Annotated in this window: 28 protein-coding genes and 1 pseudogene; 24 read left to right on the forward strand and 5 right to left on the reverse strand. The window is 67.9% G+C overall.

Features of this window, described 5'->3' with window-relative positions; all coding sequences use genetic code 11:
• Positions 1-31 precede the first annotated feature (31 nt).
• The 5 genes from ACFYY2_RS05835 to tuf all read left to right on the forward strand — a co-directional run bounded on the left by ACFYY2_RS05835 (position 32) and on the right by tuf (position 8,795).
• Positions 32-3,931, forward strand: a complete 3,900-nt coding sequence (locus ACFYY2_RS05835; protein ID WP_388737517.1) for a DNA-directed RNA polymerase subunit beta' — start codon at positions 32-34, stop codon at positions 3,929-3,931.
• Between the two features lie 499 nt (positions 3,932-4,430).
• Positions 4,431-4,802: a 30S ribosomal protein S12 gene (rpsL, locus tag ACFYY2_RS05840; protein WP_003948652.1), complete on the forward strand. Its 372-nt coding sequence runs from the start codon at positions 4,431-4,433 to the stop codon at positions 4,800-4,802.
• Positions 4,803-4,804: 2 nt separating this feature from the next.
• The gene (gene rpsG / locus ACFYY2_RS05845) at positions 4,805-5,275 is read left to right on the forward strand and encodes a 30S ribosomal protein S7 (protein WP_014154599.1); all 471 of its coding nucleotides are present in this window, start codon (positions 4,805-4,807) and stop codon (positions 5,273-5,275) included.
• 38 nt (positions 5,276-5,313) lie between these two features.
• On the forward strand, positions 5,314-7,443 hold the full coding sequence (gene fusA / locus ACFYY2_RS05850) for an elongation factor G (RefSeq protein WP_327115694.1): 2,130 nt from the start codon (positions 5,314-5,316) through the stop codon (positions 7,441-7,443).
• Positions 7,444-7,601: 158 nt separating this feature from the next.
• Complete coding sequence (gene tuf, locus ACFYY2_RS05855; protein ID WP_388737520.1) at positions 7,602-8,795, forward strand: elongation factor Tu; 1,194 nt, start codon at positions 7,602-7,604, stop codon at positions 8,793-8,795.
• 133 nt (positions 8,796-8,928) lie between these two features.
• Here tuf and ACFYY2_RS05860 read toward each other — a convergent pair whose 3' ends face one another.
• The gene (locus ACFYY2_RS05860) at positions 8,929-10,923 is read right to left on the reverse strand and encodes a PIG-L family deacetylase (protein WP_388738586.1); all 1,995 of its coding nucleotides are present in this window, start codon (positions 10,921-10,923) and stop codon (positions 8,929-8,931) included.
• Positions 10,924-12,859: 1,936 nt separating this feature from the next.
• Here ACFYY2_RS05860 and ACFYY2_RS05865 point away from each other — a divergent pair.
• Positions 12,860-14,059: a hypothetical protein gene (locus tag ACFYY2_RS05865; protein ID WP_388737523.1), complete on the forward strand. Its 1,200-nt coding sequence runs from the start codon at positions 12,860-12,862 to the stop codon at positions 14,057-14,059.
• Here ACFYY2_RS05865 and ACFYY2_RS05870 read toward each other — a convergent pair.
• The gene (locus ACFYY2_RS05870) at positions 14,046-14,495 is read right to left on the reverse strand and encodes a hypothetical protein (RefSeq protein ID WP_388737526.1); all 450 of its coding nucleotides are present in this window, start codon (positions 14,493-14,495) and stop codon (positions 14,046-14,048) included. The two genes, ACFYY2_RS05865 and ACFYY2_RS05870, sit on opposite strands and share 14 nt — an antisense overlap.
• Positions 14,496-14,806: 311 nt before the next feature.
• Positions 14,807-15,229, reverse strand: a pseudogene (locus tag ACFYY2_RS05875) (ATP-binding protein); the annotation flags it as partial.
• Between the two features lie 168 nt (positions 15,230-15,397).
• Between ACFYY2_RS05875 and ACFYY2_RS05880 the strand changes: the two are divergent.
• Positions 15,398-16,282, forward strand: coding sequence for a helix-turn-helix domain-containing protein (locus tag ACFYY2_RS05880; RefSeq protein ID WP_388737529.1), 885 nt, complete (start codon positions 15,398-15,400; stop codon positions 16,280-16,282).
• A complete protein-coding gene (locus tag ACFYY2_RS05885) occupies positions 16,279-16,479 on the forward strand; it encodes a DUF397 domain-containing protein (protein WP_388737531.1) in 201 nt (66 codons plus the stop codon). Before ACFYY2_RS05880 ends, ACFYY2_RS05885 begins: the two co-directional genes overlap by 4 nt.
• A gap of 25 nt (positions 16,480-16,504) precedes the next feature.
• Here the strand turns inward: ACFYY2_RS05885 and ACFYY2_RS05890 are convergent, their stop codons facing one another.
• Both ACFYY2_RS05890 and ACFYY2_RS05895 read right to left on the reverse strand, forming a co-directional pair.
• Positions 16,505-16,969 (reverse strand): GNAT family N-acetyltransferase, encoded by a 465-nt coding sequence (locus ACFYY2_RS05890; protein ID WP_388737532.1) that lies wholly within the window; start codon positions 16,967-16,969, stop codon positions 16,505-16,507.
• A 44-nt stretch (positions 16,970-17,013) separates the two neighbouring features.
• Positions 17,014-17,886, reverse strand: a complete 873-nt coding sequence (locus ACFYY2_RS05895) for a hypothetical protein (RefSeq protein WP_388737534.1) — start codon at positions 17,884-17,886, stop codon at positions 17,014-17,016.
• Between the two features lie 519 nt (positions 17,887-18,405).
• On the opposite strand from ACFYY2_RS05895, the gene rpsJ reads away from it, so the two are divergent.
• From rpsJ to rpsH, 16 genes are all read left to right on the forward strand, one after another.
• A complete protein-coding gene (rpsJ, locus tag ACFYY2_RS05900; RefSeq protein WP_003948644.1) occupies positions 18,406-18,714 on the forward strand; it encodes a 30S ribosomal protein S10 in 309 nt (102 codons plus the stop codon).
• 14 nt (positions 18,715-18,728) lie between these two features.
• Positions 18,729-19,373 (forward strand): 50S ribosomal protein L3, encoded by a 645-nt coding sequence (rplC, locus tag ACFYY2_RS05905; protein ID WP_014154591.1) that lies wholly within the window; start codon positions 18,729-18,731, stop codon positions 19,371-19,373.
• 4 nt (positions 19,374-19,377) lie between these two features.
• The gene (gene rplD / locus ACFYY2_RS05910; protein WP_361889986.1) at positions 19,378-20,028 is read left to right on the forward strand and encodes a 50S ribosomal protein L4; all 651 of its coding nucleotides are present in this window, start codon (positions 19,378-19,380) and stop codon (positions 20,026-20,028) included.
• Positions 20,028-20,366 (forward strand): 50S ribosomal protein L23, encoded by a 339-nt coding sequence (gene rplW, locus ACFYY2_RS05915; RefSeq protein WP_031096361.1) that lies wholly within the window; start codon positions 20,028-20,030, stop codon positions 20,364-20,366. Before rplD ends, rplW begins: the two co-directional genes overlap by 1 nt.
• Positions 20,367-20,405: 39 nt before the next feature.
• A complete protein-coding gene (gene rplB / locus ACFYY2_RS05920; protein ID WP_056796589.1) occupies positions 20,406-21,242 on the forward strand; it encodes a 50S ribosomal protein L2 in 837 nt (278 codons plus the stop codon).
• 12 nt (positions 21,243-21,254) lie between these two features.
• Entirely contained in the window at positions 21,255-21,536 is a 282-nt protein-coding gene (rpsS, locus tag ACFYY2_RS05925) for a 30S ribosomal protein S19 (RefSeq protein ID WP_003966956.1), read from the forward strand.
• Between the two features lie 43 nt (positions 21,537-21,579).
• A complete protein-coding gene (gene rplV / locus ACFYY2_RS05930; protein WP_004571827.1) occupies positions 21,580-21,927 on the forward strand; it encodes a 50S ribosomal protein L22 in 348 nt (115 codons plus the stop codon).
• Complete coding sequence (gene rpsC, locus ACFYY2_RS05935) at positions 21,927-22,763, forward strand: 30S ribosomal protein S3 (protein ID WP_014047784.1); 837 nt, start codon at positions 21,927-21,929, stop codon at positions 22,761-22,763. The genes rplV and rpsC overlap by 1 nt, the downstream gene beginning before the upstream one ends.
• Before the next feature lie 5 nt (positions 22,764-22,768).
• Positions 22,769-23,188: a 50S ribosomal protein L16 gene (rplP, locus tag ACFYY2_RS05940; RefSeq protein ID WP_014047785.1), complete on the forward strand. Its 420-nt coding sequence runs from the start codon at positions 22,769-22,771 to the stop codon at positions 23,186-23,188.
• A complete protein-coding gene (rpmC, locus tag ACFYY2_RS05945) occupies positions 23,188-23,412 on the forward strand; it encodes a 50S ribosomal protein L29 (protein ID WP_014047786.1) in 225 nt (74 codons plus the stop codon). The genes rplP and rpmC overlap by 1 nt, the downstream gene beginning before the upstream one ends.
• Positions 23,412-23,696: a 30S ribosomal protein S17 gene (gene rpsQ / locus ACFYY2_RS05950; RefSeq protein ID WP_327115665.1), complete on the forward strand. Its 285-nt coding sequence runs from the start codon at positions 23,412-23,414 to the stop codon at positions 23,694-23,696. The genes rpmC and rpsQ overlap by 1 nt, the downstream gene beginning before the upstream one ends.
• A 100-nt stretch (positions 23,697-23,796) precedes the next feature.
• A complete protein-coding gene (gene rplN / locus ACFYY2_RS05955) occupies positions 23,797-24,165 on the forward strand; it encodes a 50S ribosomal protein L14 (RefSeq protein WP_003966950.1) in 369 nt (122 codons plus the stop codon).
• 2 nt (positions 24,166-24,167) lie between these two features.
• Positions 24,168-24,491 (forward strand): 50S ribosomal protein L24, encoded by a 324-nt coding sequence (rplX, locus tag ACFYY2_RS05960; RefSeq protein ID WP_014047788.1) that lies wholly within the window; start codon positions 24,168-24,170, stop codon positions 24,489-24,491.
• On the forward strand, positions 24,491-25,048 hold the full coding sequence (rplE, locus tag ACFYY2_RS05965; protein WP_014154585.1) for a 50S ribosomal protein L5: 558 nt from the start codon (positions 24,491-24,493) through the stop codon (positions 25,046-25,048). Before rplX ends, rplE begins: the two co-directional genes overlap by 1 nt.
• Positions 25,049-25,050: 2 nt before the next feature.
• Positions 25,051-25,236 carry a type Z 30S ribosomal protein S14 gene (locus ACFYY2_RS05970; protein WP_003948630.1) on the forward strand — a complete coding sequence of 62 codons (186 nt, stop codon included), beginning with the start codon at positions 25,051-25,053 and terminating at the stop codon, positions 25,234-25,236.
• A gap of 222 nt (positions 25,237-25,458) precedes the next feature.
• A complete protein-coding gene (rpsH, locus tag ACFYY2_RS05975; protein WP_014047790.1) occupies positions 25,459-25,857 on the forward strand; it encodes a 30S ribosomal protein S8 in 399 nt (132 codons plus the stop codon).
• The last annotated feature ends 1 nt before the right edge of the window (position 25,858 follow it).

The following is a 25,858-nucleotide window of genomic DNA, read 5'->3' on the forward strand; positions in this document are numbered from 1 at the left end:
CTCGAACCCCCGAAAGAGGGATTGACGACAAGTGCTCGACGTCAACTTCTTCGACGAGCTGCGGATCGGCCTTGCCACCGCGGACGACATCCGGACCTGGTCCCACGGCGAAGTGAAGAAGCCGGAGACCATCAACTACCGCACCCTCAAGCCCGAAAAGGACGGACTCTTCTGCGAGAAGATCTTCGGTCCGACCCGGGACTGGGAGTGCTACTGCGGCAAGTACAAGCGTGTCCGCTTCAAGGGCATCATCTGTGAGCGCTGTGGCGTCGAGGTCACGCGCGCCAAGGTGCGCCGTGAGCGCATGGGCCACATCGAGCTTGCCGCTCCCGTCACCCACATCTGGTACTTCAAGGGTGTCCCGTCGCGTCTGGGCTACCTGCTGGACCTTGCGCCGAAGGACCTCGAGAAGGTCATCTACTTCGCCGCGTACATGATCACGTTCGTCGACGAGGAGCGCCGCACGCGCGACCTCCCGTCGCTGGAGGCCCACGTCTCCGTCGAGCGTCAGCAGGTCGAGAACCGTCGCGACTCGGACCTCGAGAACCGTGCCAAGAAGCTCGAGACCGACCTGGCCGAGCTCGAGGCCGAGGGCGCCAAGGCCGACGTGCGCCGCAAGGTGCGCGAAGGTGCCGAGCGTGAGATGAAGCAGCTGCGCGACCGTGCGCAGCGCGAGATCGACCGTCTCGACGAGGTGTGGAGCCGCTTCAAGAACCTCAAGGTCCAGGACCTCGAGGGCGACGAGCTGCTCTACCGCGAGCTGCGTGACCGCTTCGGCACGTACTTCGACGGCTGCATGGGCGCCGCGGCGCTGCAGAAGCGCCTGGAGTCCTTCGACCTCGACGAGGAGGCCGAGCGCCTCCGCGAGATCATCCGTACCGGCAAGGGCCAGAAGAAGACCCGTGCGCTCAAGCGCCTCAAGGTCGTCTCCGCGTTCCTGCAGACCAGCAACAAGCCCAAGGGCATGGTGCTCGACTGCGTGCCGGTCATCCCGCCGGACCTGCGTCCGATGGTGCAGCTGGACGGTGGCCGCTTCGCGACCTCCGACCTGAACGACCTGTACCGCCGTGTGATCAACCGCAACAACCGCCTCAAGCGTCTCCTTGACCTCGGTGCCCCCGAGATCATCGTGAACAACGAGAAGCGGATGCTGCAGGAGGCCGTCGACGCGCTGTTCGACAACGGCCGCCGTGGTCGCCCGGTCACCGGTCCCGGCAACCGCCCCCTGAAGTCCCTCAGCGACATGCTGAAGGGCAAGCAGGGCCGTTTCCGTCAGAACCTCCTCGGCAAGCGCGTGGACTACTCCGCGCGTTCCGTGATCGTCGTCGGTCCGCAGCTCAAGCTGCACCAGTGCGGTCTGCCGAAGGCGATGGCGCTGGAGCTCTTCAAGCCGTTCGTGATGAAGCGCCTGGTGGACCTGAACCACGCGCAGAACATCAAGTCGGCGAAGCGCATGGTCGAGCGTGGCCGCACCGTCGTGTACGACGTCCTCGAAGAGGTCATCGCCGAGCACCCGGTGCTGCTGAACCGTGCGCCCACCCTGCACCGCCTCGGCATCCAGGCCTTCGAGCCGCAGCTGGTCGAGGGCAAGGCCATCCAGATCCACCCGCTCGTCTGCACCGCGTTCAACGCGGACTTCGACGGTGACCAGATGGCCGTGCACCTGCCGCTCTCCGCGGAGGCGCAGGCCGAGGCCCGCATCCTGATGCTGTCCTCGAACAACATCCTGAAGCCGGCCGACGGCCGTCCCGTCACCATGCCGACCCAGGACATGGTGCTGGGTCTCTTCTTCCTCACCACGGACGAAGAGGGCCGCAACGTCAAGGGCACGGACCGCGCGTTCGGCTCCACGGCCGAGGCCACCATGGCCTTCGACGCCCGCGAGCTGTCGCTCCAGGCGAAGGTCGACATCCGCTTCCCGGTGGGCACCATGCCCCCGCGTGGCTGGGTGCCGCCGGTCGCCGAGGAGGGCGAGCCCGAGTACCAGCCGGGTGACACCTTCCGTCTGCGTACGAGCCTGGGCCGCGCGCTCTTCAACGAGCTGCTGCCCGAGGACTACCCGTTCGTCGACTACTCGGTGGGCAAGAAGCAGCTCTCCGAGATCGTCAACGACCTGGCCGAGCGCTACCCCAAGGTCATCGTGGCGGCGACGCTCGACAACCTGAAGGCGGCCGGTTTCCACTGGGCGACCCGCTCCGGTGTGACCGTGGCCATCTCCGACGTCGTCGTGCCCGAGGCCAAGAAGGCCATCGTCAAGGGCTACGAGGAGCAGGACGAGAAGGTCCAGAAGCAGTACGAGCGCGGTCTGATCACCAAGGACGAGCGCACGCAGGAGCTCATCGCGATCTGGACCAAGGCGACCAACGAGGTCGCCGAGGCGATGAACGCGAACTTCCCGAAGACGAACCCCATCTTCATGATGGTCGACTCGGGTGCCCGAGGAAACATGATGCAGATGCGTCAGATCGCGGGTATGCGTGGTCTGGTGTCGAACGCCAAGAACGAGACGATCCCTCGTCCCATCAAGGCGTCCTTCCGCGAGGGCCTCACCGTTCTGGAGTACTTCATCTCCACGCACGGTGCCCGTAAGGGTCTGGCGGACACCGCCCTGCGTACCGCCGACTCGGGTTACCTGACCCGTCGTCTGGTGGACGTCTCGCAGGACGTGATCATCCGCGAGGAGGACTGCGGCACCGACCGCGGCCTCAAGCTGAAGATCGCCGTCAAGGGTGCCGACGGTGTCCTCCGCAAGACGGACGACGTCGAGACCTCGGTCTACGCCCGCATGCTCGCCGAGGACGTCGTCGTCGACGGCAAGGTCATCGCGCCTGCCAACGTCGACCTCGGTGACGTCCTGATCGACGCCCTCGTGGGCGCCGGCGTCGAGGAGGTCAAGACCCGCTCGGTCCTGACCTGTGAGTCCGCGGTCGGCACCTGTGCCTTCTGCTACGGACGCTCGCTCGCCACCGGCAAGCTGGTCGACATCGGTGAGGCGGTCGGCATCATCGCCGCCCAGTCCATCGGTGAGCCCGGTACCCAGCTGACGATGCGTACCTTCCACACCGGTGGTGTGGCGGGTGACGACATCACGCAGGGTCTGCCGCGTGTCGTCGAGCTCTTCGAGGCGCGTACCCCCAAGGGTGTCGCCCCGATCTCGGAGGCCAAGGGCCGGGTCCGCATCGAGGAGACCGAGAAGACCAAGAAGATCGTCGTCACGCCGGACGACGGCAGCGAGGAGACGCCGTTCCCGATCTCCAAGCGTGCCCGTCTGCTGGTCGGCGAGGGCGACGCGGTCGAGGTGGGCCAGAAGCTCACCGTCGGTGCCACGAACCCGCACGACGTGCTGCGGATCCTCGGTCAGCGCGCGGTCCAGGTCCACCTGGTCGGCGAAGTCCAGAAGGTCTACAACTCGCAGGGCGTGTCGATCCACGACAAGCACATCGAGATCATCATCCGGCAGATGCTGCGCCGTGTGACGATCATCGAGTCCGGCGACGCGGAGCTGCTGCCGGGCGAGCTCGTCGAGCGGTCGAAGTTCGAGGTCGAGAACCGTCGTGTGGTCACCGAGGGCGGTCACCCCGCCTCCGGCCGTCCGCAGCTGATGGGTATCACCAAGGCCTCGCTCGCCACCGAGTCGTGGCTGTCGGCGGCGTCCTTCCAGGAGACGACCAGGGTCCTCACCGACGCGGCGATCAACGCCAAGTCGGACTCCCTGATCGGCCTCAAGGAGAACGTCATCATCGGTAAGCTCATCCCGGCCGGTACGGGTCTCTCCCGCTACCGCAACATCCGGGTCGAGCCGACCGAGGAGGCCAAGGCCGCGATGTACTCGGCCGTCGGCTACGACGACATCGACTACTCGCCGTTCGGCACGGGCTCCGGCCAGGCCGTCCCGCTGGAGGACTACGACTACGGTCCGTACAACCAGTAAGCGAGTCGCTTGATACGACCGAAGGGCGGTCACCCCGTTGCGTACGGGGTGGCCGCCCTTCGGCGTGCCGGCGTGTGCTTCGGTGAGGTCGGTCACCCGGGGTCACCGACGCCCTCGGCCATCCGGCGCGGCGAAGGCACGGCCGGAGGCGTCGGAGGAGTCGTTTATGCTGGTCAGAGAGGCTGTCCCGGCGGTGGTGCCGACGCCGTGGGCATTCCGGGCACCCGGCCGGTGCGGGCCCCGCGTTCCGGGGCCGGGGGGCGGACAGCATTTGTTTTGACCCAGGTCCGTGAGGTAGGTACGCTCAAGCCTTGTGCCTGGGGTGTGCCTGGGCTCGGGTGCGTGTCCTCAACCGCACGGCGAGTCCGTAAGTGGCCACCGCAATCTGTGTCTCCTCTGCGTCACCGCAGGGGCGTGCAGTATTCGACACACCCGACCGCGTGGGTCGGAGAGTGTTCCAGGTTAGTTTCACGAACGGCACACAGAAACCGGAGAAGTAGTGCCTACGATCCAGCAGCTGGTCCGGAAAGGCCGGCAGGACAAGGTCGAGAAGAACAAGACGCCCGCGCTCGAGGGTTCGCCCCAGCGTCGTGGCGTCTGCACGCGTGTCTTCACGACCACCCCGAAGAAGCCGAACTCGGCGCTCCGCAAGGTCGCACGTGTGCGTCTGACCTCTGGTATCGAGGTCACGGCCTACATCCCGGGTGAGGGGCACAACCTGCAGGAGCACTCCATCGTGCTCGTGCGTGGTGGCCGTGTGAAGGACCTGCCGGGTGTTCGTTACAAGATCATCCGTGGTTCGCTCGACACCCAGGGTGTCAAGAACCGCAAGCAGGCCCGCAGCCGCTACGGCGCCAAGAAGGAGAAGTAAGAATGCCTCGTAAGGGCCCCGCCCCGAAGCGCCCGGTCATCATCGACCCGGTCTACAGCTCTCCTCTTGTCACGTCGCTGATCAACAAGATCCTGCTCGACGGCAAGCGTTCCACCGCCGAGCGGATCGTCTACGGCGCCATGGAAGGCCTCCGCGAGAAGACCGGCGCTGACCCGGTCATCACGCTGAAGCGCGCGCTCGAGAACGTCAAGCCGTCGCTCGAGGTCAAGTCCCGCCGTGTCGGTGGCGCCACCTACCAGGTGCCGATCGAGGTCAAGCCCGGTCGTGCCGCCACCCTCTCGCTGCGCTGGATCGTGGGTTACTCCCGCGCCCGCCGCGAGAAGACCATGACCGAGCGCCTCATGAACGAGCTGCTCGACGCCTCCAACGGTCTTGGCGCTGCCGTCAAGAAGCGCGAGGACACCCACAAGATGGCCGAGTCCAACAAGGCCTTCGCGCACTACCGCTGGTAGTCGCTCACCCCATCGAGACCGAGAGAAGATTGAGCCTTATGGCCACCACTTCGCTTGACCTGGCCAAGGTCCGCAACATCGGGATCATGGCCCACATCGACGCGGGCAAGACGACCACCACTGAGCGGATCCTCTTCTACACCGGCGTCTCGTACAAGATCGGTGAAGTCCACGACGGCGCAGCCACGATGGACTGGATGGAGCAGGAGCAGGAGCGCGGCATCACGATCACGTCCGCCGCGACGACCTGCCACTGGCCGCTCAATGATGTTGACCACACCATCAACATCATCGACACCCCGGGTCACGTCGACTTCACCGTCGAGGTGGAGCGTTCGCTCCGCGTCCTCGACGGTGCCGTCACCGTGTTCGACGGTGTGGCCGGCGTCGAGCCGCAGTCCGAGACCGTCTGGCGTCAGGCGGACCGCTACGGCGTGCCGCGTATCTGCTTCGTCAACAAGCTCGACCGCACCGGCGCCGAGTTCCACCGTTGTGTCGACATGATCGTCGACCGCCTCGGTGCGGTTCCGCTCGTCATGCAGCTCCCCATCGGCGCCGAAGCCGACTTCAAGGGCGTCGTCGACCTCGTGTCGATGAAGGCCTTCGTGTGGCCCGAAGAGGCCGCCAAGGGCGAGATGTACAACACCGTCGAGATCCCCGACACGCACAAGGAGGCCGCCGAGGAATGGCGCGGCAAGCTCCTTGAGGCCGTCGCGGAGAACGACGACCAGATGATGGAGCTGTACCTCGAGGGCAACGAGCCCACCGAGGAGCAGCTGCACGAGGCGATCCGTCGGATCACCCTCGCGTCGAAGGGCTCGGCCGACTCCGTCACCGTGACCCCCGTCTTCTGTGGCACCGCGTTCAAGAACAAGGGTGTTCAGCCCCTGCTCGACGCTGTCGTCCGCTACCTGCCTTCCCCCCTGGACGTCGAGGCCATCGAGGGCCACGACGTCAAGGACCCGGAGCTGGTCATCAAGCGCAAGCCTTCGGACGACGAGCCGTTCTCCGGCCTGGCGTTCAAGATCGCGAGTGACCCGCACCTGGGCAAGCTCACCTTCGTCCGGATCTACTCCGGTCGCCTCGAGGCCGGCACCGCGGTGCTGAACTCGGTCAAGGGCAAGAAGGAGCGCATCGGCAAGATCTACCGCATGCACGCGAACAAGCGTGAGGAGATCGCGTCGGTGGGCGCCGGTGACATCGTCGCCGTCATGGGTCTGAAGCAGACCACCACGGGTGAGACGCTGTCCGACGACAAGAACCCGGTGATCCTGGAGTCCATGGACTTCCCGGCGCCGGTCATTCAGGTCGCCATCGAGCCCAAGTCCAAGGGTGACCAGGAGAAGCTGGGTGTCGCCATCCAGCGCCTCTCGGAGGAGGACCCCTCCTTCCAGGTGCACTCCGACGAGGAGACCGGCCAGACCATCATCGGTGGTATGGGCGAGCTTCACCTCGAGGTGCTCGTCGACCGCATGAAGCGCGAGTTCCGCGTCGAGGCGAATGTCGGCAAGCCCCAGGTCGCTTACCGCGAGACGATCCGCAAGACCGTCGAGCGCATCGACTACACGCACAAGAAGCAGACTGGTGGTACCGGCCAGTTCGCGAAGGTGCAGATCGCCCTCGAGCCCATCGAGGGTGGCGACGCCTCCTACGAGTTCGTCAACAAGGTCACCGGTGGCCGCATCCCCCGTGAGTACATTCCCTCGGTGGACGCGGGTGCTCAGGAAGCCATGCAGTTCGGCATCCTGGCCGGTTACGAGATGGTCGGCGTCCGCGTCACCCTTCTCGACGGTGGTTACCACGAGGTCGACTCCTCGGAGCTCGCCTTCAAGATCGCCGGTTCGCAGGCGTTCAAGGAGGGTGCCCGCAAGGCGTCCCCCGTGCTCCTCGAGCCGATGATGGCCGTCGAGGTCACCACGCCCGAGGACTACATGGGCGATGTCATCGGCGACCTCAACTCCCGCCGTGGCCAGATCCAGGCCATGGAGGAGCGCAGCGGCGCTCGCGTCGTGAAGGGCCTCGTGCCCCTCTCGGAGATGTTCGGCTACGTCGGAGACCTCCGCAGCAAGACCTCGGGTCGCGCAAGCTACTCGATGCAGTTCGACTCCTACGCCGAGGTTCCGCGGAACGTCGCCGAGGAGATCATCGCGAAGGCCAAGGGCGAGTAACTCTTCCGAGCTCACGCTTTAGGCTTGTCACCGGAGCCCGGTCGGGCATTCGCCGTGATGCGTAAGCAACGCGGCGGATGCCTCCGGCACCGGCATTCCAGCAAAGATCACCTGGCGCCGATGAAGCAAGGCGTACAGAACCACTCAGGAGGACCCCAGTGGCGAAGGCAAAGTTCGAGCGGACTAAGCCGCACGTCAACATCGGCACCATCGGTCACATTGACCACGGTAAGACGACCCTCACGGCCGCCATTACCAAGGTGCTGCACGACGCGTACCCGGACCTGAACGAGGCCTCGGCCTTCGACCAGATCGACAAGGCTCCTGAGGAGCGCCAGCGCGGTATCACGATCTCGATCGCGCACGTCGAGTACCAGACGGAGTCGCGTCACTACGCGCACGTCGACTGCCCGGGTCACGCCGACTACATCAAGAACATGATCACGGGTGCGGCGCAGATGGACGGCGCCATCCTCGTGGTCGCGGCCACCGACGGCCCGATGCCGCAGACCAAGGAGCACGTGCTCCTGGCCCGCCAGGTCGGCGTGCCGTACATCGTCGTCGCCCTGAACAAGGCCGACATGGTGGACGACGAGGAGATCCTGGAGCTCGTCGAGCTCGAGGTTCGTGAGCTCCTCTCCGAGTACGAGTTCCCGGGCGACGACCTTCCGGTCGTCAAGGTCTCGGCGCTCAAGGCCCTTGAGGGCGACGCCGAGTGGGGCCAGACCGTTCTCGACCTGATGAAGGCCGTCGACGAGTCCATCCCGCAGCCCGAGCGTGACGTCGAGAAGCCGTTCCTCATGCCCATCGAGGACGTCTTCACGATCACCGGTCGCGGTACGGTCGTCACCGGCCGCATCGAGCGTGGTGTCCTGAAGGTCAACGAGACCGTCGACATCGTCGGTATCAAGACCGAGAAGACCACCACCACGGTCACCGGCATCGAGATGTTCCGCAAGCTGCTCGACGAGGGCCAGGCCGGTGAGAACGTCGGTCTGCTCCTCCGTGGCATCAAGCGCGAGGACGTCGAGCGCGGCCAGGTCATCATCAAGCCGGGTTCGGTCACGCCGCACACCGAGTTCCAGGCGCAGTCCTACATCCTGTCGAAGGACGAGGGTGGCCGTCACACCCCGTTCTTCAACAACTACCGCCCGCAGTTCTACTTCCGTACCACGGACGTGACGGGCGTTGTGACCCTTCCCGAGGGCACCGAGATGGTCATGCCGGGTGACAACACCCTCATGGACGTCGCGCTGATCCAGCCGGTCGCCATGGAAGAGGGCCTGAAGTTCGCCATCCGTGAGGGTGGCCGGACCGTGGGCGCCGGCCAGGTCACCAAGATCATCAAGTAATTACTTGATCGTCTGACCTGGTTGCTCCGCACTGAGCACCAGAAGGGCCCCGCATCTCCCTCGGGAGGTGTGGGGCCCTTCGCCGTACCCGGCGGTGACCGCGGGCCGGTCGGGCGGGGACCGGGTCACGTGCTTACGGACGCCAGAGCCAGGGCGCCGCGTCCGTGCCCAGTCCCGCCGCGGCCGGCCGGCCTTCCGCCCCGAGGTGGAGCGTGGCGCCGTCCAGTGCGACGGAGCCGCGTGACCGCGTGAGGAGCGCGTCGGCCGTGCGCAGTCGGACGTGGCCCTCGGCGCTGAGCCCGAGGAGGACGGGCCCGCTCCGGGAGGGCGCCGCGGTGACGGGTCCGTAGCCGTCGAAGCCGGACAGCTCCGCCGTCACTCCGGCGCGCACGGTGGTCAGTCCGGGGCGGGCCTCGGCGCGGTAGAACAGCTCGACGGATCCGTCCGGGGCGGGCAGGGCGGCCGGGGGAGTGCCGGGCACGGGGCCCGCGTCGATCTGAGTGCGGGCGGTCAGGCCTTCACCGGGCGCGTCCTGCGTCCAGTGGTGCACGGCGTGGTGCCCGGCCGCGTAGACGTGGACGAGGCCCTCACCGTCCACCGTGGTGGTGAGCCCGTCCTGGACCTCGCCGCCGCCCATGTCCCGCCACCCGCCCCAGTGGCCGTCCCTCTCGCGGACCCGGGTGCTGAGCCCCTTCTCCGCGTTGCGTACGAAGAGGTGCACGCGGCCGTCCGGTGCGGTGACGGCGACCGGTACCCCGATGCGGCGGCCCTCGTCCCGGCCGGGTGAGGGGTTGCCCAGGCCGCGCCAGGCGAGGAACCCGCTGTGCCCGGCCCGCTGTTCCAGCAGCACGACCTCGCGTTCGTTGTCGCCGCCGTGACCGGAGAGTGCCGCGAACCTGAGCCCGAACAACAGCAGTTGCCCGCCGTCCGCGGTGGCACTGCCCAGCGCCGGGGCCAGCGGCCCGCCGCCGAGGTCCTGCGGGGGTTCCCAGACGCCGCCCGCCTCGTCCTCGCGCCACCGGACGAGCCGCAGTCCCAGCACGGCGTACGCGTGGAGCCGTCCGTCCGCGTCCGCCGTGAGCACCGTACGGGCACCCGGGTAGCGGTGGTGGGTGGCGCGGACCCAGCCCTTGCGGCTGGTCAGCGGCCTGTCCCCGCCGACGTTGTAGTCGCCGCAGCCGGAGGGATTCCCGCAGTCCCAGCCGGGCGCACCGCCGTAGGGCACGAGGTGGGCGGCTTTGCGCCGGAGGACACCGGGCGGGAGGTTCTTGGGCCAGTGCCGGTTGTAGTACCCGCGGTAGGCGGCCACCGCGAACGCGGGGACCTCACCGCCGGCGGCGGTGGCCCGCGCCACCCACCGGATCAGCGCCGCCCAGGCGAAGCAGGCCGCGGCCGTGTGGTCGGCGTGGTCCGAGTACCCGCGCTGTTCGCTGTCCCGGCGGCGCGCGGCCTCCGTGCCGTGCCGGATGTCCGGATCGGGGTCGAGGGTGTGGACCACGGTGGGCCGGTAGCGCTCCAGCAGTTCCACGAGGACGTCCACGAGCCCGTCATAGGTGTACGAGCCGGGGTGGCGCACCGGTGAGCCGTCCGCCACGACGGTACGCAGGGACAGACGCCGGTCCTCCCAGAGACTGGGCAGCCCGAGGCGGTGGCGGCCGGTGTGCATGGCGGTGTCGAGGAAGACCAGGTCCACCCTGCGCGGCCCCGCGCCGAGGGTGGCGGTCTCGGCACGGTGACGCCCGCCGAGTTCCATGACGGACGTCTCCCAGCGGGTGAACGGGTCCCGTCGGAGCAGGGCCGCGTACGCCTGCCGGAGTCCCTGGCGGCGTGCGGAGGAGTAGGCGGCCTTGTCGGCCGCGGGGCGCGGGGCGCCGGGCACCTTGTTGACGCCGTCGGCCTCGCCCGCCGTCAGATACACGCAGACCACCCGTGTCCCGGCGTCCAGGGCCTGCCGCGTGTCCGGGTTCATGAAGTACAGGTCGTCGTCCGGGTGGGCGAGGAACTGCATGACCAGCGCCCGGCGGGCGGTGCTGATGGCCTGGCCGGGAGCGGGGTCCGGGGCGGTGTCCGCACGGCGCGGGGGCGGCACGGAGCAGGCGCTCAGGGTGCCGAGCGCGGCCGAGATCATGACGGCGCGCCGTCGCACGCCGCTTCCGGGCAGGCCGGGTCCATCCGTCACGCCGTGTGCTCCGTCCGTTCCCCCCGCAGCGGACGGGCGGGTGCCCAGGGCTGCGTACCGCTGTCGTGCGAGGGGGAAGACGGGTGTCCGCCCCGCCGGGTTGCCTCGGGCGGCCCGGCGGGGTGTCGGCGAGCCCGTCACGGCCGCCGTGACCGCCGCGATGAGGGCCAGCGCCGGCTGGGCGATGTCGGCCGCCCCGGCCAGCAGTTCGCGAAGGCGCTCCGCACGCAGCCGGAAGGCGCCGGTGTCCGGCTCGCCGGAGAGCGTGGCCAGGTCGTGCACCGCCTGCGCGGCCTCGTCGCGCTCGGCGTCCGACAGTTCGTCGCTGGAGAGGGTCAGTGCGAGCAGCTGTCGCAGGTCGTCGGCGCCCAGCGCGGTCCCGTGCTGGTTCTGGAAGTCCTGGACGACCGTGTCGTTGGGACGGTTGATGAACGTCGTGTTCTGCCCGTTGAAGTTGAAGCTCTCCGTCATGGTGGCCCCCGAAGTGAGAATGACCTTGCAGTTGTTGAGCTGATACCCGGTGTGGGGCGCGCGAGTCCGCCGCAGTGCGGCGCTGATGGTGTGCTGCGCCTCCGCGACCCGTGCGAACGCCTCCTCGTCCCGGTCGCGTGCGCTGCGCAGCAGCAGGTCGCGCAGCACCGTCGGGCCGTCGCCCACCGCCCCGGCCCGCAGGTCGTCGTACTCCAGCCGTCCGTCGTCGCGCGTACCGGGCTGTCCGCCCAGCGCCTCGGCGATCCGTCCGAACAGGATGCGGAAGTACCGGGGGGTGGCCTGCTCGACCGGGAAGACGACCTTCTGCTTCCCCCAGGGCAGGTCGGCCCGGCCGTTGAACAGGACGAGGCAGGGCAGGAGCGCCGGGTCCACCTTCAGGAGCGAGGCGATCCTGTAGGCGCCCTGCGGGTCGTACGGCTGCCAGCGCAGCCATTGCATCGGCGCCAGCACCTGGTAGAGCTCCGGTTCGAGGCGGCTGCGCCAGTAGGCCCGTGCGTCGGCCCATGGAGTCCGGTGTTCCAGCACGAAGACGCGCGTCGAGGGGCCGGAGAGCGCGTCGAGGTCCTCGAAGTGGGTACGCACGTACGTCGCCAGCTCGGCGTCGGCGGATGTGTAGAGCAGGACGCCCCACAGCATGCCGCCGCTGTCGGGGGCGCCGCCCTGCATCGCGAGCTGCATGCGTTCGAGCAGGGCGGCGGGATTGGGGCTGCGGGCAAGCCTGTACATGCCCTCGGCCGGGCGCTCGACGCACAGGACGATCAGATCGCCGTCGGCCAGGCCGTACGCGTCGAGTGTCAGCCGGTGGTCGAGCCTCTCGTCCGTGGCGGGGTCCGCCAGCCAGGTGCGCAGCACACCGTCGTCCCAGGGGAAGACCGGCTCGTAGACGCGCTCGGGCTCGGCCACCCCTCTTCGCCGGGCTTCGCCGAGGGCGTCGGTCAGGCACTGCGCCACGGTGGCGGACGGCGCCACGGACAGCTCGAATGCCCGGCCGAGGACCGCCGCGTGCAGGTCGCGCCACCGGGCCGAGCCGTCCACTGACGTCCCGGGCGCGGCGGCCGCTGAGAAGTGCTCCTGTCCGCGCATGCGTCGGACCGTCCCGTTTCCGTACGGCCCGTGGAATGCGGAGAAGTCGCCTTCGACCACGTCGATCAGCAGACGCACCCGGATTCCCCCTTCGTACGCGCACACCGTCGCGGACTCCCCACGCGGTGGCATGCGGGCCGAACGGCTGCCGGCGCGCAGATCGTCCCCGCTGGGGTGCCGACGGGTGCGGGGATACCTGAGACCCCCGCCAGTCCATCACAACAGCGTCACGGAGTGTTCGTTCTACTTGTCCTTGATCGCGTACACGGCGTGGAGTCGTGCTGACGACTTGAGGGAACTGGAGCAGGCAGTGAGCACGAGCACGCCGTCCGATGGACGCCCCGAACGCCCCGATGGCCCGCCGGCCGTCTCCGACGAGCAGTGGGCACAACTGGTCGAGCAGGCGGGAGCGGGTGCGGCCGACGCTCCGAAGGAGCCGTCCGCCCGCGCGCGGATGGTCACCGCCCGGCTGCGCGCGCTGGACGAGGACGCCGCGCGGGCACGGGGCGGAGCACGGACCTGGGGCAGGAAGCCGGCACAGCCCGAACCGTGGCAGCCCGAGGGTTGGCGCACAGGCCCCGCCTGGCAGCAGTTGAACGGCCGCCCGCGCAAGCGGCGGCGTATCGCGGGCACCCTGGGCTTCGTCGCCGTCCTGGGGGTGCTCGTCATCGCCATGCGCCCCAGCCTGGTGACGGACCACCTGCCGGGAGGGAACCCGACCGTGGACACCCTGCCGCTGCCCGCCGAGACTGCGCCGCCCACCGACGCACCTCCCGGCGGACCCGGTCCCGGCCTCCGCCCGACGCTGGCGGAGCCGTTCCGGGGCTCACCCGCGCTGCGCTGGGCGGAGGGCGCGGACGGGATCGAGATCCCGGAGGCGAAGGCGGCCGGCGGCATGAGCGAGGAGCAGGTCGGTGAGGCCCTGCGTGCCACCCGCCGTCTGCTCGTCGCCTCGAACCTCGATCCGGCCACCCTCCGCGCCGAGAAGCCGAGCGAGGCGCTGAAGCTGCTCGAACCGAAGCAGGACAACGGCCGGGAAAAGCTGGTGCGGTCGCTGGCCGAGCCGGGAGAGGAGGACGACCCGCTGCTGATGTTCACCCGCTTCGCCCCGGACGAGGCCCGGCAGGCCGGGAACGTCGTCAAGGTGCGGGGGCACATGACCTTCGAGGGGGGACGGCCGGGCTCCGTGGAGGTGCACGCCGACTACACCTTCGTCTATCCGGTGGTGAAGCCGGGCGGGGACGAGGTGGCCCGCACGATCGTGCGGCGGCGGCTGACGACGGTGCTGTACGACCCCGCGCGCTACCGCGTGACACCCGGCAAGCTCGCGCTCCTGCGCTTCGACTCCCGCTTCGGCAACACCGCGTGCGAGGTGTACGACGGTCTGCTGCACCCCCGCTTCGACAGCGACCCTTCGGCGCGGCACACCGCCGGCGAGCTGGTGGACCCGTACGAGCGGAGGACGTGGCCGGACCAGGAGGAGGGCTGTCCCACGCTCAGCCGCACCTGACCGAGGCGGACGCGGTGCCGCGCCTTCCGTCTCTGGGGCGCGGGCGCACGACGGCGGACGGCGCCACGGCTCCCGGCTGGCTGTACGACACGGTGCGCGTGCAGATCCGGCCGTTCGGCAGGCGTTCGCGGCTGCGGCGCAGATAGCCGGTGGCTTCCAGCTCCCGCAGCGCGGCGGCGATGCGGACCTCGCTCTCGGGGAACCGCTCGGCGAGGCGCTTGATGCCGATTCGGGCTCCGGCGGGCAGCGACTGGATGTGCACCGCCAGCCCGATCGCGAGCAGCGACAGCGCCCGGTGCTGGCTGAGGTGGTTGCCGATCACGGTGAAGGCCGCGGTGTGCCGGACGGTGACGTGGACGACACCGGCGGACGGCGTGAGGCCCCCGGAGACGGGGGACGGGGCGCACGGGGGCGCGCTAACCTGCTGGGTATCCATCGGGAAGGTGCTTCTTCCTCGTGGTCAGGCCCTCGCCCGGGATTCCTGTCCCGGCGGGGGCCGTCGCATGTCTGTGGTTGTCGCGGCGAGCATATGACAGCCAACCCATGGCAAATCCAGCCCAGTTGCCATATGTCACCCGCGCGAGTGACCAGGCCGGAGCAGGGGCGGGTCCGGTTGGGGTGGGTTGTTTCCTCAAGTCCTCAAAAGCTTTAAGCATCGTGCGCCGCCGGGACGTGGCCCACCGCCTCGCGGTCCACGAGGTCGCGGTCCACCGGGTCGTGGTCGGCCGCGACCCGGTGCGAGCGGTGCGGAGCGAGGTCCAGTTCGGCCCAGACCGTCTTGCGCGGCACCGGCCCGCACGTCACGCCCCAGCGATCGGCCAGCGCCTCCACGATCAGCAGACCCCGCCCCGACCCGGCATCGCGGGCAGGGGTCCCGGTCCGCGGCAGAGCCTCGCCACGGGCGTCGGTGACCTCGATCCGCAGCCACCCGCCGCACCGGGCAGACACGTCCAGCCGGAAGTCCCGGCCCGGCACGCGACCGTGCCGTACGGCGTTGGACGCCAGCTCCGCCACGATCTGCGCGGCCGACTCCACGGGAAGGCCCCAGGCCCCCAGGTGGGCCACGGCCAGCAGGCGCGCGAGCCTGGCTCCCCGCCGAGTGGGGGAGAGGAGCACCGAGAAGGCATGGACGGGAGCGGAACGCACGGTTCGGGTGATTTCTCGACTCATGTCACTCAGCGTGTTCGTTTCATGGCTACTCTCGAAAGGGATGGCGCCCGTGCGGAGAGCCCTTGTCCGGCTGCGGCCGTGCGCTGTCCGGCCTGTACGCCGAGCCGTGGTGGCGGTGGTCGTCGTTGGGCACGGAGGCGCAGGGGCACGACGGAGGCGGACGGGGAAATGAGCGGGGACAGCGGGGCACCGGCAGGCGTCGGCGAAGCGGGGGACGGCGTGGGCGGTTCGCGTTGGGACGGAGGACTGGAGGACGACTCCGGAGCCGTGATGAAGGCCGTCGGCCGGCAGATCAAGCTGTGGCGGGAGGCGGCCGGTCTGCGGCAGTCGGAGCTGGGCGCCGCCATCGGGTACAGCGAGGAGATGGTGTCCTGCGTCGAGCGGGGCAGACGGGCACCGAAGCCGGAGTTCCTCGACGGCGCGGACAGGATCCTGGGCGCCGAAGGGAAGATCGCGGCGATGCGGGGCGACGTCGCCGAGGCCCGCTATCCCAAGAAGGTGCGGGACCTGGCCCGGATCGAGCGGGAGGCGGTGGAGCTCGGCGCCTACGGCAACCACAACGTGCACGGCCTTCTCCAGACGGAGGAGTACGCGCGAGCGCTGTTCGAGATGAGACGGCCGGCCCTCTCGCCGGACGACCTGGACCGCTTCGTCTCCGCCCGGCTGGCCCGCCAGGAGATCTTTACGCGTACGCCCCTGGTGACGCTCACCTTCGTGCAGGAGGAGGTCACGCTGCGGCGCCCGCTCGGCGGGCGGGCGGTGCTGCGCCGCCAGCTCGAACACCTGCTGGAAGTGGCGCAGTTGAGGCATGTGGAGTTCCAGGTGATGCCGACGGACCGGGAGGACCACGCGGGGATGGGTGGGCAGCTTCAACTGCTGAGGCTCAAGGACGGAACCGCGGTCGGGTACTCCGAAGCCCAGCTGACAACCCGCTTGGTGTCCGAGCCGAAAGAGGCCCACCTTCTCGAACTCAGGTATGGAATCATCCGGGCGCAGGCTCTCAGTCCTCGGGAGTCGCTGGCCTTCGTCGAGAAAGCGCTGGGTGAGACATGAGCCTCAGGTCCTCCGGAAAGGCCTCCGCGCCGGAGTGGTTCAAGAGCAGCTACAGCGGCAGCGACAACAACGACTGTGTCGAGGTGGCCCGGTCCTCCGAAGCCGTCCGCGTGCGCGACTCCAAGGAGGTGACGGGCCCCGAGATCGCCCTGGGCGCACAGGCCTGGAGCCGGTTCGTGGCGTACGCCGCTCGCTGACCCGCCGAGGTTCCGGCCTGCGGCCTCACGCCCGGGGGCGGCGGACCATGTACACGTCGACGGGGTCCTCGCGTTCCAGGGTGAACCCGTGGCGCTCGTACAGGCCACGGGCAGCGCTGCCCTGGAGGACCTGCAGCCGGACCGCCACGCCCTCGGCGTCGGCGCGGGCCAGGAGCCCGGTGAGGACCGAGGTGCCTATGCCCCTGCCCTGGAGTTCCGGGGCGAGGTAGAAGTTCTCCAGCCACCAGCCGTCCTCGGAAGGGCGCAGAGTGACGCAGCCCGAGACTGTCCCGTCTCCCTCTGTCACGACCACGGACGTGTGCTCGGGCACGTAGGAGTCCCGCAGGCGCTGCCGGACGCGGTGCTCGTCGTAGCGCCCCAGACGCTCCAGGTCGGGACGCATCACGACGGCCCTCAGCTCGGCCATGACTTCCAGGTCCTCGGATGCGGCGGGGCGCAGGCCCCAGCTCCGGACGGTGCTCGTCGACATGGCCCGGATTCAAGCAGCCGGGCCCGCGCCGACGCGTAGGCGTCTCAGTTCTGCTGGAACAGGTCCGTCGCCGAGGACGCGCTGAGGGCCAGGGTCAGATAGCGGTCGAGCGCCCCGGGATCGGTGCATTCCCTGATGCGGGCGCTGATCTCACCGCTCACGGTGATCCCGCGCTGCTCCAGCACCTGCACCACGGCCTCGGCCTTGCCCTCGGCCCTGCCCTCGGCACGCAGGCGCTGTGAGGATTCCGAGCGGAAGAAAGACAGGTCCACGGCCATGAGGTCCCTCCAGATCTGAGCGGCTGGGGACGTGCCCAGCCCGAGTTCGGTGAGCTCGCCGAAGATAACCGCTGTCTCTTCGTCGAGGGTCTTCAACGCGGTGGCCAGCGCTTCGAGTATGGCAGGCGCATTCGGGTCCTTACCATGTGTAATCGCCGAGAACGTGGCGAGCGGGACATCGCGAGCGGCCACCGAGGGATCGGTCACGGCGGGCACATTGTGCGGACCGAGCACCAGCGGCCGGACCGTGAGCGAGGCCCATTCCGGCGGGCCGATGCGGATGGGCCGCGCCGCCCACAGAGCCGTGGCCTCGTCCTGGCAGACGACGAGCAGCACGGGAGCGATGCCGTACTTGGCGTTGAGGTGGGCGAGATAGTAGGTCCAGCTGCTCGGCTTGGACGGGTCCTTCTTCCCCTGGGACTCGACGGCCAGCAGGTACGGCCTGCCATCGGCGGTCTCCACCCGCAGCAGGGTGTCGAGACGGCGTTCCAGAGGCTGGGTCTCGGTGAGGTCCGTCGTGAGGACCGAAACGTCGACGGTGTCGGGAAAGGGGATGCCCAGGGTTCTGAACGTCCTGGTGAAGATGCCCGGATCTTCCTGGAAGATCCGGTGCATCGCCTCGTGCGATGAGTTGACCATGATCGGAAGCTATGGCCCGCCGTCCCTCTCGCCCTGCCGAAGGAGGTGACGGTTGCCGGAAGAGGTGAACCCTCGAACGGCCGGCCGGGCATCCCGAACAGCGGCTCTGCGGCGCACCGATGGGCGTCCGCGTTTGATGCGTCCCTCGCAGGGGGTAAGATCTCCGACCCGATTGGCCAGGCCTGTGGCCCGTATGGCACACTAGCCAGGTTGCTCGGTTGAGTGTCAATGCTGCACGCCTCCCGCCGGGAGGACCGGAAGCGAGTCCCACAGTACTCGTCGACCCCCAGGGTCGGACGTACGGGAATCTTTCGGGAAGTGCCAGTGGGGCACCGGCCAGGCGCCCGGTGGGGTTTCGCCCCCGGCAGCGCGGTTTCGGCCCGCACCCCCTTGGTTGGGAAATCCTTCGGGAGATCTACGTAGAGGGGATGCGACACGCCCGACCGCGTGGGTCGGAGGTGGAGTTACGAGAACCGCCGGGTCCCAGAGCGTTATTGAGAGACAGGACTACTAGTAGCCATGGCGGGACAGAAGATCCGCATCCGGCTCAAGGCCTACGACCACGAGGTCATCGACTCTTCGGCGAAGAAGATCGTCGAGACGGTGACCCGCACTGGTGCGTCGGTCGCAGGCCCGGTGCCGCTGCCCACTGAGAAGAACGTGTACTGCGTCATCAAGTCGCCGCACAAGTACAAGGACTCTCGCGAGCACTTCGAGATGCGCACGCACAAGCGCCTCATCGACATCCTCGACCCCACGCCGAAGACGGTTGACTCGCTGATGCGTCTCGACCTGCCGGCCGGCGTCGACATCGAGATCAAGCTCTGAGGGGACGGGCCGAGATGAGCAAGAACATCAAGGGCGTCCTGGGCGAGAAGCTCGGCATGACCCAGGTCTGGGACGAGAACAACCGGGTTGTCCCGGTGACCGTCGTCAAGGCCGGTCCGTGCGTCGTGACGCAGGTCCGCACGAACGACAGCGACGGCTACGAGTCGGTCCAGATCGCCTTCGGCGAGATCGACCCGCGCAAGGTGAACAAGCCCCTCAAGGGCCACTTCGCCAAGGCCGACGTGACCCCGCGCCGCCACCTGGTGGAGCTCCGCACCCCTGACGCCAGCGAGTACACGCTGGGCCAGGAGGTCACTGCCGAGGTGTTCGAGTCCGGCGTCAAGGTCGACGTCACGGGCAAGAGCAAGGGCAAGGGCTTCGCCGGTGTCATGAAGCGTCACAACTTCAAGGGCCTCGGCGCCGGCCACGGCGTCCAGCGCAAGCACCGTTCCCCCGGTTCGATCGGTGGCTGTGCCACCCCTGGGCGTGTCTTCAAGGGCATGCGCATGGCCGGTCGCATGGGTAACGAGCGCGTCACCACCCAGAACCTGACCATCCACGCGGTTGACGCGGAGAAGGGTCTGCTCCTCATCAAGGGCGCAGTCCCCGGTCCGAACGGCGGCCTCGTCCTGGTCCGTACCGCGGCCAAGGGGGCTTGAGGTAATGAGCACCATTGACATCCTTTCGCCGGCAGGCGACAAGGCCGGTACCGTCGAGCTCCCCGCGGAGATCTTCGACGCGAAGACCAGCGTTCCGCTGATCCACCAGGTCGTTGTCGCACAGCTGGCAGCTGCCCGTCAGGGCACGCACAAGACCAAGCGTCGCGGCGAAGTCCGTGGTGGTGGCCGCAAGCCGTACCGCCAGAAGGGCACCGGCCGCGCCCGCCAGGGTTCGACCCGCGCGCCGCAGTTCGCAGGCGGTGGCGTCGTCCACGGCCCGCAGCCGCGCGACTACTCGCAGCGCACCCCGAAGAAGATGAAGGCCGCCGCCCTGCGCGGTGCCCTCTCCGACCGGGCGCGTCACTCCCGCATCCACGTCGTCACCGGCGTGGTCGAGGGTGGAGTTTCCACGAAGGCCGCCAAGACGCTGTTCGGCAAGATCTCGGAGCGCGCCAACCTGCTCCTGGTCGTCGACCGCGCCGACGAGGCCGCGTGGCTGTCCGCACGCAACCTGCCCCAGGTGCACATCCTGGAGCCGGGCCAGCTGAACACGTACGACGTGATCGTCTCTGACGACGTGGTCTTCACCCAGGCCGCTTTCGAGTCCTTCGTGTCTGGCCCCCAGACCGCTGAGACCGAAGGGAGCGACGCCTGATGAGCGAGGCGACCGTTACCAGCTCGACCATCACGAGCAAGACCTACTCGGACCCGCGCGACGTTCTCGTCAAGCCGGTCGTTTCCGAGAAGAGCTATGCGCTGCTCGACGAGAACAAGTACACGTTCATCGTCGCGCCCGGCTCCAACAAGACCCAGATCAAGCAGGCCGTGGAAGCGGTCTTCTCGGTCAAGGTCACCGGGGTCAACACGATCAACCGGCAGGGCAAGCGCAAGCGGACCAAGACCGGCTTCGGCAAGCGCGCTGACACCAAGCGCGCCATCGTGACCCTCGCCGAGGGCGACCGTATCGACATCTTCGGCGGCCCGACCTCCTGACGGAGGTCGAGTCGTCCGGAATCGGACGAGGACTGAGAAATGGGTATCCGCAAGTACAAGCCGACGACCCCGGGCCGTCGTGGCTCCAGCGTCGCCGACTTTGTCGAGATCACGCGGTCCACGCCGGAGAAGTCGCTGGTCCGCCCCCTGCACAGCAAGGGCGGCCGTAACAACGCCGGTCGTGTGACCGTTCGCCACCAGGGCGGTGGCCACAAGCGCGCCTACCGCGTGATCGACTTCCGTCGTCACGACAAGGACGGCGTGCCGGCCAAGGTCGCGCACATCGAGTACGACCCGAACCGCACCGCGCGCATCGCGCTGCTGCACTACGCGGACGGCGAGAAGCGTTACATCGTCGCCCCCCGTGGTCTGTCGCAGGGTGACCGCGTCGAGAACGGTCCGACCGCAGACATCAAGCCGGGCAACAACCTGGCGCTGCGCAACATCCCGGTCGGTACGACCATCCACGCCATCGAGCTTCGGCCCGGCGGCGGTGCGAAGTTCGCCCGTTCCGCTGGTGCTTCGGTGCAGCTGCTGGCGAAGGAGGGCACCATGGCCCACCTTCGTATGCCTTCCGGAGAGATCCGGCTGGTCGACGCCCGCTGCCGCGCCACCATCGGTGAGGTCGGCAACGCCGAGCAGTCGAACATCAACTGGGGCAAGGCCGGCCGCATGCGCTGGAAGGGCGTTCGCCCGACCGTCCGCGGTGTCGCGATGAACCCGGTTGACCACCCGCACGGTGGTGGTGAAGGCAAGACCTCCGGTGGACGTCACCCGGTCTCGCCGTGGGGTCAGAAGGAGGGTCGTACTCGCTCGCCGAAGAAGGCATCGAGCAAGTACATCGTCCGCCGCCGCAAGACGAACAAGAAGCGCTAGGAGCGGGTTTAGATGCCGCGCAGTCTCAAGAAGGGGCCCTTCGTCGACGGCCACCTCATCAAGAAGGTGGACGTACAGAACGAGGCAGGCACCAAGAACGTCATCAAGACCTGGTCCCGTCGCTCGATGATCGTCCCGGCCATGCTGGGTCACACCATCGCGGTGCACAACGGCAAGATCCACGTCCCGGTGTTCGTCACCGAGTCGATGGTCGGCCACAAGCTCGGCGAGTTCTCGCCGACTCGCACCTTCCGCGGCCACGTCAAGGACGACCGGAAGTCGAAGCGCCGCTAACCGCGGGGTGGAAACGACTATGACTTACACCGAAGGGACAACCATGGAAGCCAGGGCCCAGGCGCGGTACATCCGCGTCACGCCCATGAAGGCCCGCCGCGTGGTGGACCTCATCCGTGGCATGGATGCCACGGAGGCTCAGGCGGTCCTGCGTTTCGCCCCGCAGGCCGCGAGCGTGCCGGTTGGCAAGGTGCTGGACAGCGCCATCGCCAACGCTGCACACAACTACGACCACACCGACGCCTCTTCGCTGGTCATCAGCGAGGCGTACGTGGACGAGGGCCCGACCCTGAAGCGGTTCCGTCCGCGTGCTCAGGGCCGTGCCTACCGGATCCGTAAGCGGACCAGCCACATCACCGTGGTCGTCAGCAGCAAGGAAGGAACCCGGTAATGGGCCAGAAGGTTAACCCGCATGGGTTCCGACTCGGCATTACCACGGACTTCAAGTCCCGTTGGTACGCCGACAAGCTGTACAAGGACTACGTCAAGGAAGACGTCGCCATTCGTCGCATGATGACGAAGGGCATGGAGCGGGCCGGCATCTCCAAGGTGGAGATCGAGCGCACCCGTGACCGCGTCCGCGTTGACATCCACACCGCCCGCCCGGGCATCGTCATCGGTCGCCGTGGCGCCGAGGCCGACCGCATCCGTGGCGAGCTGGAGAAGCTGACCGGCAAGCAGGTCCAGCTGAACATCCTCGAGGTCAAGAACCCCGAGGTGGACGCTCAGCTGGTGGCCCAGGCCGTCGCCGAGCAGCTCTCCTCCCGCGTCTCCTTCCGTCGTGCCATGCGCAAGAGCATGCAGAGCACGATGAAGGCCGGCGCCAAGGGCATCAAGATCCAGTGCGGTGGCCGCCTCGGCGGCGCCGAGATGTCCCGCTCGGAGTTCTACCGCGAGGGCCGCGTGCCCCTGCACACGCTCCGTGCGAACGTCGACTACGGCTTCTTCGAGGCCAAGACGACCTTCGGCCGCATCGGCGTGAAGGTCTGGATCTACAAGGGCGACGTCAAGAACATCGCCGAGGTTCGCGCCGAGAACGCCGCGGCCCGCGCCGGTAACCGTCCGGCTCGTGGCGGCGCTGACCGCCCGGCCGGCCGCGGTGGCCGTGGTGGCGAGCGTGGCGGCCGCGGCCGCAAGCCGCAGCAGTCCGCGCCGGCAGCGGAGGCCCCCAAGGCCGACGCTCCCGCCGCCGCTGCTCCGGCTGAGAGCACCGGAACGGAGGCCTGACCGAAATGCTGATCCCCCGTAGGGTCAAGCACCGCAAGCAGCACCACCCGAAGCGCAGCGGTATGTCCAAGGGTGGCACGCAGGTTGCGTTCGGCGAGTACGGCATCCAGGCGCTGACCCCGGCGTACGTGACGAACCGCCAGATCGAGGCAGCTCGTATCGCGATGACCCGCCACATCAAGCGTGGCGGCAAGGTCTGGATCAACATCTACCCGGACCGCCCCCTCACGAAGAAGCCCGCCGAGACCCGCATGGGTTCCGGTAAGGGTTCTCCCGAGTGGTGGATCGCGAACGTCAAGCCCGGTCGGGTGATGTTCGAGCTGTCCTACCCGAACGAGAAGATTGCTCGTGAGGCGCTCACCCGCGCTGCTCACAAGCTTCCGATGAAGTGCCGGATCGTTCGGCGCGAGGCAGGTGAGTCGTGATGTCGGCCGGTACCAAGGCGTCCGAGCTGCGCGAGCTGGGCAACGAGGAGCTCCTCAACAAGCTCCGCGAGGCCAAGGAAGAGCTGTTCAACCTCCGCTTCCAGGCGGCGACCGGACAGCTCGAGAACCACGGTCGGCTCAAGTCCGTCCGTAAGGACATCGCCCGGATCTACACCCTGATGCGCGAGCGCGAGCTGGGCATCGAGACGGTGGAGAGCGTCTGATGAGCGAGAAGACTGTGACTGAGACGAACACCGACCGCGGTTTCCGCAAGACCCGTGAGGGTCTGGTCGTCAGCGACAAGATGGACAAGACCGTCGTCGTCGCTGTCGAGGACCGCGTCAAGCACGCGCTGTACGGCAAGGTCATCCGCCGTACCAACAAGCTCAAGGCCCACGACGAGCAGAACACCGCCGGCGTCGGCGACCGCGTTGTCATCATGGAGACGCGTCCGCTGTCCGCCACGAAGCGGTGGCGCATCGTCGAGATCCTCGAGAAGGCCAAGTAATCCCTGAGGGGGTCTCCCCTCAGGACAGTTCCGCCAGGCTCGGCGGGGGCCGCTTCACCGCGGCCCCCGCCGGGAACCGGCAGACGATCAGGAGATAGACGTGATCCAGCAGGAGTCGCGACTGCGCGTCGCCGACAACACGGGTGCGAAGGAAATTCTCACCATCCGTGTTCTCGGTGGCTCGGGTCGCCGCTACGCGGGTATCGGTGACGTCATCGTCGCCACCGTCAAGGACGCGATCCCCGGTGGCAACGTGAAGAAGGGTGACGTCGTCAAGGCCGTCATCGTTCGCACCGTCAAGGAGCGCCGTCGCCAGGATGGCTCGTACATCCGCTTCGACGAGAACGCCGCTGTCATTCTCAAGAACGACGGCGACCCCCGCGGCACCCGTATCTTCGGCCCGGTGGGCCGAGAGCTGCGCGAGAAGAAGTTCATGAAGATCATCTCGCTCGCGCCGGAGGTGCTGTAAGCATGAAGATCAAGAAGGGCGACCTGGTTCAGGTCATCACCGGTAAGGACAAGGGCAAGCAGGGCAAGGTCATCGTTGCCTTCCCCGCTCAGGACCGCGTCCTCGTCGAGGGTGTCAACCGGGTCAAGAAGCACACCAAGGCCGGTCAGACGGCTCGCGGCTCGCAGACCGGTGGCATTGTCACCACCGAGGCCCCGATTCACGTCAGCAACGTTCAGCTGGTCGTGGAGAAGGACGGCAACAAGGTCGTCACCCGCGTCGGCTACCGCTTTGACGACGAGGGCAAGAAGATCCGCGTTGCCAAGCGGACCGGTGAGGACATCTGATGACGACCACCACTGCGCCGCGTCTCAAGACGCGCTACCGCGAGGAAATCGCCGGCAAGCTGCGTGAGGAGTTCTCGTACGAGAACGTCATGCAGATCCCCGGTCTGGTCAAGATCGTGGTCAACATGGGTGTGGGCGACGCCGCCCGCGACTCCAAGCTGATCGACGGTGCGGTCAAGGACCTCACCACGATCACCGGCCAGAAGCCCGCCGTCACGAAGGCCCGCAAGTCGATCGCGCAGTTCAAGCTGCGCGAGGGGCAGCCGATCGGCTGCCACGTCACCCTCCGTGGTGACCGCATGTGGGAGTTCCTGGACCGTACGCTGTCGCTCGCGCTTCCGCGTATCCGTGACTTCCGCGGCCTGTCGCCCAAGCAGTTCGACGGCCGTGGCAACTACACCTTCGGTCTCACGGAGCAGGTCATGTTCCACGAGATCGACCAGGACAAGATCGACCGGGTCCGGGGCATGGACATCACCGTGGTCACCACGGCTGCCAACGACGACGAGGGTCGTGCCCTGCTTCGTCACCTCGGCTTCCCGTTCAAGGAGAACTGACCGTGGCGAAGAAGGCTCTGATCGCTAAGGCCGCCCGTAAGCCGAAGTTCGGCGTGCGCGGGTACACCCGCTGCCAGCGCTGCGGCCGGCCCCACTCCGTCTACCGCAAGTTCGGCCTCTGCCGCGTGTGCCTTCGTGAGATGGCTCACCGTGGCGAGCTGCCGGGCGTGACCAAGAGCTCCTGGTAACTCTCCTTCGCCCCTAGGGGCTTGGGAGGACCAGAAGCTCTCGGTAAGTATCTGGTCGGCAGGAGCCCCGCTTTTCATGCCGTAGGCTTGAAGGGTTGGGCGCCTGCCGCCCTGACCGACTTACTACGCCGTAGGTCCCCGCACCGCACCCGTCCCGCCACTGAGTGGGGAGAGGGATGGCGCATACAGGAAACCCCGGCGAGAGAGGCCGAAGGCCAACTCATGACCATGACTGATCCCATCGCAGACATGCTCACGCGTCTGCGCAACGCGAACTCGGCGTATCACGACGATGTTTCGATGCCGCACAGCAAGATCAAGTCGCACATCGCGGAGATCCTCCAGCAGGAGGGCTTCATCACCGGCTGGAAGGTCGAGGACGCCGAGGTCGGCAAGAACCTCGTCCTCGAGCTGAAGTTCGGGCCCAACCGCGAGCGTTCGATCGCCGGCATCAAGCGCATCTCGAAGCCGGGTCTGCGTGTATACGCAAAGTCCACCAACCTGCCGAAGGTCCTCGGCGGCCTGGGCGTGGCGATCATCTCCACGTCCCACGGTCTCCTGACCGGCCAGCAGGCCAGCAAGAAGGGCGTAGGTGGGGAAGTCCTCGCCTACGTCTGGTAGT

Source organism: Streptomyces sp. NPDC001822, from assembly GCF_042892135.1.
Taxonomy (GTDB): Bacteria; Actinomycetota; Actinomycetes; order Streptomycetales; family Streptomycetaceae; genus Streptomyces.